The organism is Lacticaseibacillus hulanensis (assembly GCF_004010095.1).
Classification (GTDB): Bacteria; Bacillota; Bacilli; order Lactobacillales; family Lactobacillaceae; genus Lacticaseibacillus; species Lacticaseibacillus hulanensis.
The window spans coordinates 22,396-37,664 of the sequence record NZ_RRYD01000003.1; the positions used below are offsets into that span (position 1 = coordinate 22,396).

The 15,269-nt window shown below is 56.5% G+C and carries 12 protein-coding genes; 1 reads left to right on the forward strand and 11 read right to left on the reverse strand.

Annotated features, from left to right (window positions below; all coding sequences use genetic code 11):
- Positions 1–7: 7 nt before the first annotated feature.
- Positions 8–985 (reverse strand): YihY/virulence factor BrkB family protein, encoded by a 978-nt coding sequence (locus EKN00_RS01445; RefSeq protein WP_127848364.1) that lies wholly within the window; start codon positions 983–985, stop codon positions 8–10.
- A 263-nt stretch (positions 986–1,248) separates the two neighbouring features.
- On the opposite strand from EKN00_RS01445, the gene EKN00_RS01450 reads away from it, so the two are divergent.
- On the forward strand, positions 1,249–2,115 hold the full coding sequence (locus tag EKN00_RS01450) for a DegV family protein (RefSeq protein ID WP_127848365.1): 867 nt from the start codon (positions 1,249–1,251) through the stop codon (positions 2,113–2,115).
- Positions 2,116–2,176: 61 nt separating this feature from the next.
- On the opposite strand, the gene rlmD is transcribed toward EKN00_RS01450, so the two are convergent.
- The 10 genes from rlmD to pcrA all read right to left on the reverse strand — a co-directional run bounded on the left by rlmD (position 2,177) and on the right by pcrA (position 15,176).
- Positions 2,177–3,532, reverse strand: a complete 1,356-nt coding sequence (gene rlmD, locus EKN00_RS01455; RefSeq protein ID WP_127848366.1) for a 23S rRNA (uracil(1939)-C(5))-methyltransferase RlmD — start codon at positions 3,530–3,532, stop codon at positions 2,177–2,179.
- Between the two features lie 519 nt (positions 3,533–4,051).
- Positions 4,052–4,318: a type II toxin-antitoxin system RelE/ParE family toxin gene (locus EKN00_RS01460; RefSeq protein ID WP_277749620.1), complete on the reverse strand. Its 267-nt coding sequence runs from the start codon at positions 4,316–4,318 to the stop codon at positions 4,052–4,054.
- Positions 4,308–4,592, reverse strand: a complete 285-nt coding sequence (locus tag EKN00_RS01465) for a type II toxin-antitoxin system RelB/DinJ family antitoxin (RefSeq protein WP_127848367.1) — start codon at positions 4,590–4,592, stop codon at positions 4,308–4,310. The genes EKN00_RS01460 and EKN00_RS01465 overlap by 11 nt, the downstream gene beginning before the upstream one ends.
- A gap of 319 nt (positions 4,593–4,911) precedes the next feature.
- Positions 4,912–5,919 (reverse strand): diacylglycerol kinase, encoded by a 1,008-nt coding sequence (locus tag EKN00_RS01470; protein WP_127848368.1) that lies wholly within the window; start codon positions 5,917–5,919, stop codon positions 4,912–4,914.
- 269 nt (positions 5,920–6,188) lie between these two features.
- Positions 6,189–7,619, reverse strand: coding sequence for an Asp-tRNA(Asn)/Glu-tRNA(Gln) amidotransferase subunit GatB (gatB, locus tag EKN00_RS01475; RefSeq protein ID WP_127848369.1), 1,431 nt, complete (start codon positions 7,617–7,619; stop codon positions 6,189–6,191).
- Positions 7,619–9,076 carry an Asp-tRNA(Asn)/Glu-tRNA(Gln) amidotransferase subunit GatA gene (gene gatA, locus EKN00_RS01480; RefSeq protein ID WP_127848370.1) on the reverse strand — a complete coding sequence of 486 codons (1,458 nt, stop codon included), beginning with the start codon at positions 9,074–9,076 and terminating at the stop codon, positions 7,619–7,621. Before gatA ends, gatB begins: the two co-directional genes overlap by 1 nt.
- Positions 9,076–9,372, reverse strand: a complete 297-nt coding sequence (gene gatC / locus EKN00_RS01485) for an Asp-tRNA(Asn)/Glu-tRNA(Gln) amidotransferase subunit GatC (protein WP_127848390.1) — start codon at positions 9,370–9,372, stop codon at positions 9,076–9,078. Before gatC ends, gatA begins: the two co-directional genes overlap by 1 nt.
- A gap of 159 nt (positions 9,373–9,531) precedes the next feature.
- Positions 9,532–10,728 (reverse strand): CamS family sex pheromone protein, encoded by a 1,197-nt coding sequence (locus EKN00_RS01490; protein ID WP_127848371.1) that lies wholly within the window; start codon positions 10,726–10,728, stop codon positions 9,532–9,534.
- Positions 10,729–10,768: 40 nt separating this feature from the next.
- Positions 10,769–12,790, reverse strand: coding sequence for an NAD-dependent DNA ligase LigA (gene ligA / locus EKN00_RS01495; RefSeq protein ID WP_127848372.1), 2,022 nt, complete (start codon positions 12,788–12,790; stop codon positions 10,769–10,771).
- Positions 12,791–12,839: 49 nt separating this feature from the next.
- Complete coding sequence (pcrA, locus tag EKN00_RS01500) at positions 12,840–15,176, reverse strand: DNA helicase PcrA (protein WP_127848373.1); 2,337 nt, start codon at positions 15,174–15,176, stop codon at positions 12,840–12,842.
- Positions 15,177–15,269 lie beyond the last annotated feature (93 nt).

A 15,269-nucleotide genomic window follows, 5' to 3' on the forward strand; every position in this document is an offset into this window, starting at 1 on the left:
TTATAACTCAGTCGTCGATATGGTCCCGGACACGTTCGACAATCCCGACGCGTTCTTTTGCCTCACCGTAATGATATTCCGCCACTTCCGCGTTGAGCACCGCACCGAGCAGCAGGAGCGACACCGAAAAATTCAGCCAGAGGAGCAGCACCATGATGGAACCCAGCGTGCCGTACGAGCTGTACCTGGTCCCGAAGTACCGCATGTAAAGCGAGAACAGCTGCGCCAGTGCCATCCAGGTGATGACGGTGAAGACGCTGCCCGGCAGAATCGTCAGGAAGTGCAGCCGCACACTGGGCATGAAGAAGTTAATCAGGACGATGGCCGCGAACATCGCCACCAGCGCGACCGGCCACTTCAACGTGTTAAAGGCGCTGATCCAGCCGGTATCAAGGCCCAGCAGTGGCACCAGCCAGTCTAGAAACTGTGTCCCAAAGGTGAAGGCCAGCATCACGAGTGCGAGGGCTGCCACCACCATGATGATGACCAGCATCCCCACCACGCGTCCCACCAGGAAATTCCGCTGCGGCTTAACCTCATAGATACTGTTGTACCCGCGCTTCAGCTCGTTGATGCCCACGGTGGCCGCCCACAGCGTCGCAATCGCCCCAACCGACAGGACCCCGCCACTGGCCCCGGACAACAGGTTCTGAATGATGGGGTTCAGCCACTTGAGGATGCTCGCGGGTACCAGTTGGTCCAGGTAGGCGGCAATGCTGGCGTACTTCAGCCCGAACACCGGCAGCAAGTTCCCCACCGTAATCAGAATCGGGAACAGACTCAAAAAACCGTAGTAAGTAATGGACGCCGAGCGACTTGAGACGTTCGCGCCGTTGTACCGCGCAAGTGTCCGCCGCAGCACGAGCAGCGCCTTCATCTGCCCACTTGCATGCACATCCGCTAACGGCAACTGGCTGGCATCAAGCTGGTCCAGTCGCCGCCGCAACCCGCTGAGCCCATTACGGGCGTGCCCGAAGTTCGCCATATTATCCCTCCTTCACCACAATTCATCTTCTATCCTAATTGTACCAACTTGCCGCGGTGAAAAACAAAGCGCTTACCTAAAATTCACAAGTATTGCTGCAAGCCGGTCGCGGTGACCACCCGCCATTAACTGACGGTCGCTAAATAACCCTGGGTCATGACGCCGCCCAAAGTTTTCCCCTAACTTCTTTGTGTTTTCCACCAAAAATGCTTAAAATTGAAACTAATGGTATTTCTTGTATTGGAGAAAGTTGGGCTTAATTAATGAAAATTGCCGTAATTACAGATAGTACTGCTTACCTGATGCCCGACCAAATCGCGGGCCTCCCCATCCGGATTGTGACCACCCCAATCATTTTGGATGATCAGACCTACAACGAAGGGGTCGACATTACCCCCGAGGAGTTCTGGGCGAAACTCAAGACGGCCAAGAGCTTCCCGCACACGTCCCAACCGCGCCTCGGTGACGTGCTCAGCACCTTCGACGAACTCAAGGCGAAGGGCTACGACACCGTGCTTTGTGTCTTCCTGTCCGCCACCATCTCGGGGATCAACAGCACCATCTCCGCCGCGGCCCAGCAGATTAAGGACCAGAACATCGTGGTCTACGATTCCCAAATCACGGTGGCCATGATGGGCGAAATGGTGCTCGTGGCCGGGCGCATGGCCAAGGCCGGTGCCAGCCTGGAAGAAATCACCGCCGAACTGGACGTGCTGCGCGCCAGCACCGGTGAATACTTCATGGTCAATGACCTCCAGCACCTGGTTCGCGGCGGGCGCCTCAGCAGCACGGCCGGCTTTGTTGGCGGCATGTTGCGCATCAAGCCGCTCCTCACGTTCAATGAGGAGCACCGCATTGTCGTCGCCGAAAAGGTCCGCACCGCCGCGCGGGCCTACGCGCGCATCGAGGAACTGTTCACCGCCGCGGTCAAGGATAAGGACTACCCAATCAAGGCGTGGGTCATCGATTCCGGCGCTCAGCAGGAAGCGGACCTATGGCAGGCCAAGCTGCAAAAGGACTTCCCGAAGATTTCTTTCACCCGGACCTTCCTGGGCCCGGCGATTACCACCCACATCGGCCCCGGCGCGCTCGCCCTGGCGTGGATGCTTGACAGCCAAAAGTACAAGTAATTGCAATTATTCTATGTATGCAAAAAGCCAGTCCATTTGGGCTGGCTTTTTGCGTGGCGCTTTAGTTAAGTGTGAGCACGGTCACTGATTCAACGTGCTGGGTTTGGGGGAACATGTCCACCGGCTGCGTCTGCTTAGCAGTGTAGCCGAATGCTTCCAGTTCCTTGATGTCGCGGGCAAGCGTTGCTGGGTTGCAGGAAACGTAAACAACCTTCTTGGGCAACATTACGCCAACCGCGGCCTTGAATTCTGGGGCCAGACCCTTGCGTGGTGGGTCAACCATCAGTACGTCGGCAGCAAGGCCCTCGTCCTTCCACTTGGTCATCACGTCTTCGGCCTTACCGGTCACGAAGGTGGTGTTGTCGATGTGGTTAATCTCCGCGTTAACGCGCGCGTCGTTCACGGCTTCGGGCACAATTTCGACCCCGTAAACGTGCTTGGCGTGGCGCGCCATGGTGAGCGAAATCGTCCCAATCCCGGAGTAAGCATCGATGACGGTTTCCTTACCGGTTAATTCAGCGGCTTCAATCGCCTTGGTGTACAGCGTCTCGGTTTGCACTGGGTTAACCTGGTAGAAGCTAAGGGGTGAAATGCGGAAGGTGCTGCCCAGCAGCTTGTCTTCCAGGTAACCCTTGCCGTAGATGGTCCGGGACTTGTCGCCCAGGATCACGTTGGTCTTCTCGCCGTTAATGTTCTGGATGATGCTGGTCACTTCTGGCAGGGCCGCGGTAATGGCCTCAACCAGCTGGTGCATCATTGGCAACTTGCTGGTGCGGGTCACGAGCACAATCATCATCTGCTTGGTGTAGTAACCACGCCGGACCATGATGTGGCGCACCACACCCTTATTCTTCATCTCATCATAAGCGGGAACAAAGTACTTCCGCAGCAGGTCCCGCACGACCACGATTGCCTTGTCAATCTCGGGATCTTGAATGTAGAAGTTCTCAATTGGCAGCAGCACGTGACTGCGGCGCTTGTAAAAGCCGGTTTCAAGCTGGCCGTTCACCTCACGCACCGGCACCTGGGCCTTGTTGCGGTAGCCCGTGGTCAGTGGTGAGCCGATGGTTGGCAGAACGTCAATATCCAGGTGCTGCTTCTTGAACAACTGGACAATCTGGTTTTGCTTGAACTTCAGCTGGGCTGGGTAAGCCAGGTGCTGCAGTGGCGCGATGCCGGTCTGGGTGTACGCCTTGTCTTTAATTTCAACCCGGTCGGCAGAAACCTTACGCAGTTCCTTAACGAAAGCAAAGCCGTACTGTTTTTGCACCTTGATGACGTGCACCAGTGCGACTTCACCTGGAAGTGCGTTTTCGATGAACAGCGGGTATCCGTCCACCTTCGCTACCCCGAGACCCTCGTACGTCAGGTCGTCGATGGTGACTTCCAATTCTTGGTTCTTGGCTAATTGTGCCATGTAAAATCCTTTCCGCGCATTCCGCGCGTGCGTGCAGCCTCGGCGTATCCACAATCGTGAAAACGGCCAGCCGCGAATAGTTCAATAACAAACACGATGCAGCCCCAGAGCGGAACGGTGATTCGCTTGCTCGGGGCACGGCCGCTAAGTTTAAGCTAACGAGAATGTTCCGGTCAATCAGGCACCTTGTCTGGCATGGTGTAGCGGACAATAAATTACGCCCGAATCATGCTCAGTCTATTCTACACGAGTATGGTGGCCGCGACAAACTTTCAGGGATTTATTTTGGCGTTTCTGAAAATGCGGTGGCGGCCATGTCTAGTTCCGGCCTGAATTGTAACGAACGTCAATCTCAGTATTATGCGTCTAGGCTTGACTATCCAGTGGTGACCTCAACTTTCCAGAAACAGGTGGATGGTTTCTTGTTTTCGACTGCGCTGAGAAAAAAAGACACACCCCTGGGGATGCGTCCCTACGATTCACTGATTTTTCTCGGCTAGGTAAAATTTACCATGTAATTCATTCAATCCCCAAAACCTCACGATGTGTTCCCGTTGCTAGTAATAGTAGCGTGATACAATCACCGTCAACACGGTATCTTAACAGCCAGTCGCCTAATCCACCCACATGCAGCTCCCTATCACCCTTATATGCACCCTTCAACGCATGATCGGATAAGGCTACCAGTCTGGCGTGGTCGGCGGCTGAGATTGCGACAACGGCATCACGTAGCAAGTCTAAGTCTGCACCACGATGCTGCATTGCGCGGGCTTGCTTAACTCTCATTGTCGGTTAAATCCTTGTACCAGTCGTCTACGTTATCGAATTCGTCATAGTCGCCATTTTCAATCTCAGCATGTGCCTTAGCAGTAGCCACATCGAGCGGGTCTAACATGGTCATGTCGCGGGGAATAGCCTTGTTGCGAACGATAGTCTTATACAAAACAGTAATGAGCGTGCTTGGCGTGTATCCTAGTTCACTCAGCACCGCGTCCCCTTCTGCTTTTAGTTCGGGATCGATGCGGGCATTTATGCGGCCAAAATTTTTCTTAGTATCCATGGCGGTACACCTCACTTTACGGTTCCATTGTATACCCAGTGGGGTGATGTGGCAATCATCCTGCTCTACACGAGTAGGGTGGTCGCGACAAACCTTCAGGGATTAATTATTGCAATCCTGAGGCTGATTAATTCTTGTCAACAATTAGCTATATGTCAGCAGACTGCTAGCAAGTGGATATATTCAGCTTTCTACCAATCAACTAGTCAAAAAATGCGTGTTCCCAGTCAACCATCTGGAAACACGCATCTTTTTAAATAATTTCAACGGCAAACTACTACTGCACGTTCATTCGCCCATTCCAACCAATCCGCCCTACTTATCCGATTCGTACATCCCCGTCAATGTCCTTTTGGGAGATGTGTTCTACTTCCTTAACGACATCATCCTGGGTCTCGTAGTGCTGGGAAAGGTTCTTGTCCGGAATCGCGTCAACGTTGGCGAACATCTCGATGTGCTGCATCAGGTTGGTGAATTCCATTGGCGTGTCGCCGCCATATTCACCGTCAAGATTAATCTTGAGTGGTTCGCCATCGGAACGCTTGGCGGTCAGGTGACTGGTCTTGGTGTAGATGATGTTCGGGTCGTCCACGTGCTTGCCGCCATTGAAAACCAGCGTGATAAGCCGTACCATCTCAACCACGTTCGCGGTCTTCACGATGATGACGGTGAACTGGCCATCCCCAAGTTCGGCGTCTGGCACAATCTGCTCGAAGCCCCCAACTGAGTTGGTCAGGCCAACAAGGAACATGGACGCTGGCCCGTTGTATTCACCGTCGTCAAAGGTGATGTGCATCGGAATTGACTTAATACCCGGCAGCATTTCTGCCCCCTTAAGCACGTACGCCAGGTAGCCAAACACGGACTTGAATTCACTCGGCACCGCGTAGGTTAACTCGGTCATCGAGCCCCCGCCGGCGATGTTCATGAAGTACTTGTCGTTGGCCTTCCCGATATCCATCTTGAGGGTCTGCCCCTTACCGATGATGGCTGCGGCGGCAACGGGATCTTCCCGCGGAATCCGCAACGCCCGGGCGTAGTCGTTGGTCGTGCCCCCAGGAATGATGGCCATCTTGGGCCGCTTCTTGGCCGGTGCGACCCCGTTAACGACTTCGTTAATGGTGCCATCCCCGCCGGCCGCAACGATGAGGTCGAAGCCGGCCGCACAGGCACGTGCCGCTTCTTTTTTGGCCGAAAATGGTTCGGGTGTGGTCTGAAAAGCTGACGCCTCGTACCCTGCCTTTTCCATTTCGTTCAAAATGTCGGCAACGTACTTACGCATGCCTTCGTTCCCACTGGTTGGGTTATAAATCAATCGTGCCCTCAAGCTATCACTCCTCTAGTTAACGGGCCAAGGCCAGCAACCAATCAGCCGGTCGCGTTGGCCCAATTGCTACTTGTCTCTTCCCGTTTGCTTATTGAATCCGGTTAAACTCTACCAGATTAGTATACACGATACGCGCAATTTCTGCCCCCGAATTTTAATTCTCGATTAGGCTAGTGTCATGGTGCTGCAATTAATCGGTGCTGAATAAAAAAAATCCCCAGGTACGTGCCGGCTAGTTGCCGCGGCGTACCTAGGGATTATTTAACTAATTAACGCTTAGCTATTTCCGCATTCAGAATCGAGTTGACGACCTTCGGGTTAGCTTGCCCGTGGGTCTTCTTCATGATCTGACCGACAAGGAACCCAACGGCGCGGTCCTTCCCGGCATGGAAGTCATCGATACTCTGCTGGTTGTTGTCCAGGATGTCGGTGATGATTGGCGTGAGCACGGCGGGGTCGGATTCTTGCACAAGACCCTTGCTGCGAACCCAGGCTTCGGGGTCGGTGTCGTTCTTGATGATTTCCACGATCACCTTCTTGGCAATCTTACTGGAAATCGTGCCGCCCTTAATCAGCTTAATCATGGATGCCAGGTGTGCTGGGGTCAGCGCGATGTCGCCGAGCTCCAGGTGCTGGGCGTTCATGTACGCGTTGACGTCACCCATCAGGTAGTTGGAGGCAAGCTTCGGATCAGCTCCACCCTCAACGGTGGCCTCGAAGAAGTCAGACATTTCCTTGGTGGTGGTCAAAACGCCGGCATCGTATTCTGGCAGACCCCATTCCTCAACGTAACGCTTGCGCCGCTGAGCGGGATCTTCTGGCAGTGCGTCCTGCACTTCATTAATCCATTCATCGGAGACCCGCACTGGTGGCAGGTCTGGTTCTGGGAAGTAACGGTAATCGTCCGCGCCTTCCTTAACCCGCATCAGAATGGTTTCCTTACCAGCTTCATCCCAGCGCCGAGTTTCGGGCCGAATGCTGCCACCAGCAAGCAGGATGCCAATCTGGCGTTTCTGCTCGTAGGTCAGCGCACTGCGGACATAGTTGAAGGAGTTCAGGTTCTTCACTTCCGTCTTGGTCCCCCACTTGTCGGCGCCGATTGGGGCAACGGACAGGTTGGAGTCCACACGCATGGACCCTTCTTCCATCTTGACGTCGGAGGCACCGGTGAACTGGACGATTTGGCGCAGTTGTTCCAGGTACTGGTAGGCTTCTTCCGGACTCTTAATGTCAGGCTTCGACACGATTTCGATCAGTGGCGTGCCCTGACGGTTAAGGTCGACGTAGGAGTAGCCGTCGCCTGGGTGGGTGTTCTTCCCGGCATCTTCTTCGATGTGGAGTTCTTCAATCCCGATGCGCTTCTTCTGCCCATCCACTTCGATTTCCACGTAGCCGTTGCGGGCCAGGGGCTTTTCGGACTGGGTAATCTGATAAGCCTTGGGGTTGTCGGCGTAGAAGTAGTTCTTCCGGTCAAAGTGCGTGAACGGGGTGATGTCGGCATGAAGGGCAAGGGCAACCATCAGGCCAAGGGAGTAAGCACCCTTGTTGACACTAGGCAAAACCCCGGGGTAGCCCCAGTCGATGATGTTCGTGTTTGTGTTCGCTTCGGCACCGTAAGATACTGGTGCTGGGGAGTACATCTTGCTTTTGGTCTTCAGCTCAACGTGGACTTCAAGACCGATTGTTGTTTCAAAGTTCATTAGTTCTGCCCCCCTGGAATAAGTTGCTTGTAGTCGGTGGCATCTTCAAATGCTGCGGCGGCTTGGTAAATTGTGGCTTCATCGAACGCCTTGCCGATGAACTGGAGGCCAACCGGCATGCCGTCGACGAACCCGGCGTTGATGGACGCAGCGGGCAGGCCGGCCAGGTTGACCGGAATCGTCAGGATGTCGTTCATGTACATCGTGAGTGGGTCGGTCACCTTGTCGCCAATCTTGAAGGCGGTGGTTGGCGTCGTTGGTCCGATGATGAGGTCGTAATCAGCAAAGACGTCCTCAAAATCGCGGGCAATCAGCGTGCGGACCTGAGCTGCCTTCTTGAAGTATGCATCGTAGAACCCGGCACTGAGGCTGAAGGTCCCGAGCATAATCCGGCGCTTAACTTCGTCGCCAAAGCCTTCAGAGCGGGTGCGGACGTAGACGTCCTCGAGGCTCTTCACGTCCTTGGCGCGGAACCCGTAACGAATTCCGTCGAACCGCTGGAGGTTGGAACTAGCTTCGGAGCTGGCAATGATGTAGTAGGCCGGCACCGCGTACTTCGTGTGGGGCAGGCTAACCGTTTCGACCGTTGCGCCCAGCTCTTCCAGCTTCTTGGCCGCCGCCTTAATCTGGTCAGCAACCTTGGCATCGACCCCTTCACCCAGGTATTCGGCAGGCAGGGCAATCTTCATGCCCTTGATGCTCTTGCCAATCTTGGCTCCCAGGTCTTCGGCGGGCCGGGGTACCGTTGTGCTATCGCGTTCGTCCAGGCCAATGAGTGCGTTCATCACGTGCGCGGAATCACGCACGGAGCGGGTCAGCGTCCCGATGGCGTCAAGACTGGACCCAAAGGCGATGAGGCCCCAACGGGAAACCCGCCCGTAGCTAGGCTTGAATCCGAAAATTCCGTTGAAAGCGGCTGGCTGGCGAATGGAACCACCGGTATCGGAACCGAGGGCGGCAATCACTTCACCCGCAGCAACAGCGGCTGCGGAACCACCTGACGAACCACCAGGAACCTTGGTGTGGTCCCAGGCGTTCTTCGTTGTCTTCATGTGGGAGTTCTCCGTGGAGGAACCCATGGCGAATTCGTCCATGTTGGTCTTCCCCACGATGACCATCCCGGCGTCCTTCAGCTTCTTGACCGCGGTTGCGTCATAGATTGGGACGAAGTTTTCCAGCATCTTGGAAGCCGCGGTCGTCACCAGGCCATCCGTGACGATGTTGTCCTTGATGGCAACCGGAATCCCGGCCAAGGTTGAATCGGCCTTCACGCCATCCGCGTCGGCCTTTGCCGCCTGCTTCGTTGCTTCGTCTTCGTTCAGCGCCAGGAACGCGTCGACTTCGGGGTCGATTGCGGCAATCTTGGCAAAGGTATCCTTGGTCAGTTCACTGCTCGTAATCTTCCCGCTGACAAGGTCGTCGTGCAGCTGGTCGATGCTAGTCTTAAAGTAATCCACTAGTCTTCCTCCTTGTCGATAATTGCTGGCACCTGAATCAGGCCATCCTTTTCAGTTGGCGCGTTCTTCATCAGGTCCGCACGTGGTGTCACGAAGGTTGCTTTGTCTTCGCGCATCACGTTCTCCAGCATCACGTTCTGGGTCGTGACGGGAACGTACGTGGTGTCAACTTCACTGAGCTGATCCACCATGTTCAGAATTTCATCGAGTTGGCCGGTAAATTCCTGTAATTCTTCATCGGTAAATTGTAGTCGCGCCAGTTGTGCAACGTGGGCAACGTCGTCCTTGGAAATCATGTCCATACCCCGCTTTCTATATACTGGACCATTTTACCATAAACACGCTGACGATTGAAAAACGCTAAGCAAAACGCCGCGACTTTTCATCTTGCAGCCGCCCGCAACGCGTAAAAACAGGTGCCACCGCCAAACGCCGGTAACACCTGCTTCGTTAGTTTAGTATGAATCAAACACGTGCGTGTAGAATGCCTTGTCGCCCGCATCCCGCGCAACGAATGCTTGCATGCCCTGCACGGATTGAATGCTGATCTCAATCGACGCGCCCGCCGGCAGGTACTTCGATGCCGCGGTGGCAACGTACTGCGTGAAGCTGTTGATTTCGGTCTGCCCGTAGAACTGGGTGTTAATCGTAATCTTCATCCCCGCCAGCGCACCGTTCTTGTAGTGTACCTGCGCCGTGATGCCAGCAAGCGTTGGGAAGAAGTTCTTCACCTGGTCCGTGAAGTCGCTGAAGTCGTTGGCCACCGTGCTGTTAATCGGCTTGTTGCCGTTAACGACCGGCAGGACCTCGTTCTTCTCATCTACCCCGTTCCAGTTCGAAACGCTCGTGCCGGACTTCGAGATGACGTAGCTGACGAAGGTGCCGCCAACCAGGCTATCCTGCTTGGTCTGCTTGTAGATGCCGACGACGATTGGCGTGTCATTCCCGACCTTCTTCATGCGCCGGAAGCGTTCGATGACCTTGGCCGCCATCTCTTTGCCCTTCGCCGTCAGTTGCGGCGTGCTGATATTGGTCTGGAACGTCGCCCCGTACTTCTCCTTTTGGAAGTAGTCAACGGAGTTCATCCCTAGCGCGATGGCCACGCCGCCCAGCTTGAAACTATTACCGCTCTTGACCATGTAATCCTGCTCCAGAATCTGCTGGAGGTAAATTGGGGCCCGCTTGTTCGCGTCGGTGTCGTTGTACTTGTTCTTGGCTGGGTTCAGCCCCTGCGCGTTGTCGGCGAATGCGTCCTCGTCCTTCTTCCCGGAGTACTTGCCCTTTTGCCGCGCCAGCCACGATTCGGTGGTGGCGGTGCTCAGGAGCTGGCCCTCTTCGAAGTAGTACTTGTCGGTGGCGAATTCCTTCTGCGCCAGCGTCTGCAGGCCATTCTCCATGCTGCGAACGTTGAACGTGTTCCCGTTCTGGTTATTCTGGGTGAGCGTGAGTCCGCGCGACTTGGAGGTTTGGTAGCGCCCGCCCTGGATAATCCCCTGGTAGGTGCCCGCCGTGGTTGTCCCCGTCGTGGTGAATGATCCGGCCTTGGTGGAAGTACTCCCGCTGCCGCCATCAGCATTGAAATTTAATTTGCCACATCCGGCCAGGAGCAATACGACCGCCCCGGTCAGAATCAGTTTCAGTGTATTCTTCATCCTAAACCTTTCTTGTACGCCGCCGCATTGCGGGGCCTGATTAGCTCTTTGGCGAATCACCAAACAAGTTTGTTTGTAGTTCGGATTCCGTCATAATCTGGGTGCCCAGGTTCTGGGCCTTGGTCAGCTTGCTGCCGGCGTCCGTGCCCGCAATGAGCAAATCCGTCTTCTTGGACACGCTGCCGGTGACCTTGGCGCCCAGCTCCTTGAGCCGGTTCGTCAAATCACTGCGCGACCACTCGGCGAACTTCCCGGTGATGACCACCGTCTTGCCGCTCACAGGTGAATCAGTGGCGACCGGCGCCACCTGCCCATTGTAACGCAGGTTCACGCCGGACGCGCGCAGCTGCTCAATCAGTTCGCGGGTTTCGGGCCGCGCCAGGTACTGGGTCAGGGTGCGGGCGATAATTGGCCCCACCCCGTCAACGGCGGCCACGGTTTCCTCGTCCGCCGCCATCAGCGTGTCGATGTCGCCGAAATGCTCGGCGAGAACGGCCGCAGCCTTGGCGCCGACGTGCCGAATCCCGAGCCCGGTCAATAACCGTTCTAGTGAATTATCGCGGCTACCGGCAATCGAATGCAAGAGGTTGTTAATGGATTTTTCCTTAAACTTATCAAGTTGGGCCAAATCGTCGGCGGTCAGAGTGTACAAATCGGCCACATCCGCAACCAGGTGCTTGGCCTGCAGCTGCGCAATGATCTTCGGGCCGAGGCCGTCAATGTTCATCGCGGGCCGACTGGCGAAGTGCGTCAGCTGTTCCTGCACCTGCGCCGGGCACAGCGGGTTGATGCACCGCAGCGCCACCTCATCTTCAATGTGCACCAGCTTGGCGGTGCACGATGGGCAATTGGTGGGGGCAACGTACGGCACTGAATCCGCGGGGCGTTTGCTGAGGACGACGCGCGCAACTTCGGGGATAATGTCCCCGGCCTTGTGCAGGTCGACGGTGTCACCGATGCGAATATCCTTGGCCGCAATAAAGTCCGGGTTGTGCAGCGTGGCGCGGCTAACGGTGGTGCCGGCCAGTTGCACCGGATCCATCACCGCCGTTGGGGTCACGACGCCGGTGCGCCCGACCGTCCACTCGATGTCGCGGACAACGGTGGCAGATTCTTCAGGCGGGAACTTGTACGCAATTTCCCACCGCGGCACCTTGACCGTGGCGCCGAGTTCTTCCTGCAGGTGCAGGTCGTTCACCTTGAGCACGATGCCATCGATGCCGTAACTGAGCGCATCCCGGTCGGCCGTGTACTTGGTGATGTATTCATCAATCTCGGTCAGGTTGCTTAGGGCCTGCGAACTCGGGTTGGTGGCAAAGCCGAGGCTCGCCATGTACGCAATCGCCTCTTTTTGGGTGGTAACGCCAAAACTGGCCGGATCCATGAGCGTGTAGATGAAGGTGGCTAGCTGGCGCTTCTTTGTAATCTGCGCGTCCAGCTGCCGCAGCGACCCCGCCGCCGCATTGCGCGGGTTGGCGAAGGTGGTTTCCCCGTCGGCCTCGCGCTGCTTGTTCAGCGCCGCAAACGCCGCCTTGGGCATGTAGCACTCACCGCGCACCTCAATCGTCAGGGGCGCCGGCAAAGTCTGCGGCACGTCGGCAATCTGGCGAACATTCGCCGTCACGTCCTCGCCAATGCGCCCGTTGCCGCGGGTGGACGCCCGCACGAGCTTGCCGTCGGTGTATTCGAGCGCCAAGGACAGCCCGTCGATTTTGAGCTCGACGTTGTACTCGAGGTCGCGCTCGGCATCGGCGTTCAGGTGGTCAATCCAGCCGCCAAGTTCTTCAAGCGAGAAGACATCCCCCATCGACAGCATCGGCACCGGGTGCTCGACCTTGCCGAAGTCCGGCAGCACGGCATCCCCCACCAGCTGTGTCGGTGAATCAGACGTCACTAATTCGGGGAACTGGGCTTCCAATTCCTCAAGCCGCCGGTACTTCTGATCGTACTCCGCATCGGTGACTGACGGCGCATCGCGGGTGTAATACTCATCCCGCCAACCATTGATTTGCTTGCGCAGTGCGGCCAGTTCGGTCGCCGCCTGCTCGAAACTTTCTGCCATCGTTTTGTCCTTTCTGCTAAGAATCCATCACTGCCGCAGTTCGGTGCGTCTAGGCATCGGCTTTCTTAATTGGGGCAAAGGCCGCCAGTAGCCGCTTGATGCCCATGCCATCAAAGGCAATGTCGAGCTCCTGTTCCTCACCGACGCCGGTGACCTTGACGACCGTGCCGACACCCCACTTGCGGTGTTCAGCCTTGTCGCCAACCTTCCAGCTGATTGCGCCGGCACCTGTTGTGGTGGGGCCGGTCACGCTGGCGCTGGTTGCGGCCGCCTGGCGACTGGCCGTGCGCCGCTGTGCGTAAGTATTCGCCCGGGAACCGGTGCTGACGGTGTTGTCGTGGCGGTAATCACTGCCGGCACTGTAACCACCGTTCCGGCCGTAATCCTGCCGGTTGATGAACGGAATGTCGCTCCGCTGCGCTGGTGCCCCCACCGTTTCGAGCAGGTTGTCGTCGATTTCGTCAATGAAGCGGCTGGCCGGATTGTTCTGGTGCTGGCCGTGGAACATGCGCGAGTACGCGTTGGTCAAAAACAGCTTCTTCTTGGCCCGGGTAATCCCCACGTAGGCCAGGCGCCGCTCTTCTTCCAGCTCGGTTTCGTCCATTGCCGCGCGCGACAGCGGGAACAGGCCCTCTTCCATGCCGACCAGGAAGACAACGGGGAATTCCAGCCCCTTCGCCGCGTGCAGCGTCATCAGGGTCACTTCCTGCGCCCCCTCTTCGACCTCATCCACGTCGCTCACGAGGGACAATTCGCCGAGGAAGTCAGCGTAAATATCGGACTCCTCGTCTTCGGGTTCGTACTTGTCGTCGAAGGTCTTCGTCACGGTCAGCAGTTCTTCCAGGTTGTCCACCCGTGAATCAGCCTCCAGTGTGTGCTCATTGTGCAGGGCGTCAAGGTAGCCGCTGTCTTCCAGGATGGCGTTCATCAGGTCGGTGATTGACGCGCCGGTCTGCTTCTTCTTGCGCAGGTCCTCAATCATGGTGGCGAAACTGGCTAGTTCCTTGCGTGCACGGGTCGGGATGTTGCTCAACTCCACGTTTTGCGCGGCCTCAAGCAGGCTCCAGCCGTTCTCGTCGGCGAATTGGGCGAGCTTGTCCAGCGAGCTGGCGCCAATCCCCCGCTTGGGTTCGTTGACAATGCGGCCAAAACTGAGGTTATCCACGGGGTTGACCACCAGCCCGAAGTAGGCCAGCGCGTCCCGGATTTCTTTGCGGTCGTAGAACTTGTGCCCGCCGACAATCTTGTACGGAATTGAGCTCTTGAGGAACGCCTCTTCAATGCTCCGGGACTGCGCGTTGGTCCGGTACAGGATGGCGAAGTCGCCGTACTGGTACTTCTCCTGGCGCATCAGCGTCTCGATTTGACGAATCACGAAGTACGCCTCATCCCGGTCACTCTGGGCGCGGTAGTACGTAATCTTGTCGCCGGTGCCGTTTTCGGTCCACAGGGTTTTGACCTGCCGCTTCGTATTGTTCTTGATGACCGCGTTGGCCGCATCCAGAATCGTCTGCGTGCTCCGGTAGTTCTGTTCCAGCAAGATTACCTGGGCGTCCTTGTAGTCCTTCTTGAAGTCCAGGATGTTCTGCATGTTGGCACCACGCCAGCCGTAGATACTCTGGTCGGCATCCCCGACAACACACAGGTTCCGGTAGCCGGCCGCCAGCATCTGCACCAGCTGGTACTGCGCTTCGTTGGTGTCTTGGTATTCATCGACGTGCACGTAGCGGAACTTGCGCTGGTAGTAGCCCAGCGTTTCGGGATTCTGCCGGAACAAGATGATGGTCTGCATGATCAGGTCGTCAAAGTCGAGGGCCGAATCGGCGCGCAACCGGCGCTGGTATTCGGTGTAAACCTCGCTGACCACCTTGTCGAACGGGTTGCCGTTATTCGCGTGGTTCTTCGCGTAGTCTTCGGGGGTGAGCAGGTCATTCTTGGCGCTGGAAATGCTGCCGAGAATGGCCTTGGCGTCGAACTGCTTGGGGTCGATGTTCCGGGCACGCAAAATCTGCTTCACGAGGGTGAGCTGCGCGGAGGTGTCGGTGATGGAAAAAGCGCGGTTGTAGCCGAGCTTCTCGATGTCGCGGCGCAAAATCCGCATGCACAGCGCGTGGAAGGTCGAGACCCACACGTCCCGCGCCGTTTCCTCATCAAGCAGCTTGCCAATCCGTTCCTTCATTTCGCGGGCGGCCTTGTTCGTGAAGGTGATGGCCAGCACGTTCCAGGGGTTAACCCCCTTGTCCTCAATCAGGTACGCGACCCGGTGCGTCAGGACCCGGGTCTTCCCGGAGCCGGCACCAGCCATGATGAGCACCGGTCCCTCCGTCGCAAGCACTGCCTCACTTTGCTTATCGTTCATGCCCTTCAGTAATACTTGTTCGCCCATGATACGTCCTTTCACACTTCCGTCAGCACCGCCGCCGGAACCTCTTTATTTCTTGCTTTCCATTTTACCAAACATTTGCACGCCATTACAGGG

Excerpts from the sequence above, each read along its gene's own strand:
- EKN00_RS01445 (WP_127848364.1), bottom strand. The coding sequence starts at position 985 with ATGGCGAACTTCGGGCACGCCCGTAATGGGCTCAGCGGGTTGCGGCGG.
- EKN00_RS01450 (WP_127848365.1), top strand. The coding sequence starts at position 1,249 with ATGAAAATTGCCGTAATTACAGATAGTACTGCTTACCTGATGCCCGAC.
- rlmD (WP_127848366.1), bottom strand. The coding sequence starts at position 3,532 with ATGGCACAATTAGCCAAGAACCAAGAATTGGAAGTCACCATCGACGAC.
- EKN00_RS01460 (WP_277749620.1), bottom strand. The coding sequence starts at position 4,318 with ATGAGAGTTAAGCAAGCCCGCGCAATGCAGCATCGTGGTGCAGACTTA.
- EKN00_RS01465 (WP_127848367.1), bottom strand. The coding sequence starts at position 4,592 with ATGGATACTAAGAAAAATTTTGGCCGCATAAATGCCCGCATCGATCCC.
- gatB (WP_127848369.1), bottom strand. The coding sequence starts at position 7,619 with ATGAACTTTGAAACAACAATCGGTCTTGAAGTCCACGTTGAGCTGAAG.
- gatC (WP_127848390.1), bottom strand. The coding sequence starts at position 9,372 with ATGATTTCCAAGGACGACGTTGCCCACGTTGCACAACTGGCGCGACTA.
- EKN00_RS01490 (WP_127848371.1), bottom strand. The coding sequence starts at position 10,728 with ATGAAGAATACACTGAAACTGATTCTGACCGGGGCGGTCGTATTGCTC.
- ligA (WP_127848372.1), bottom strand. The coding sequence starts at position 12,790 with ATGGCAGAAAGTTTCGAGCAGGCGGCGACCGAACTGGCCGCACTGCGC.
- pcrA (WP_127848373.1), bottom strand. The coding sequence starts at position 15,176 with ATGGGCGAACAAGTATTACTGAAGGGCATGAACGATAAGCAAAGTGAG.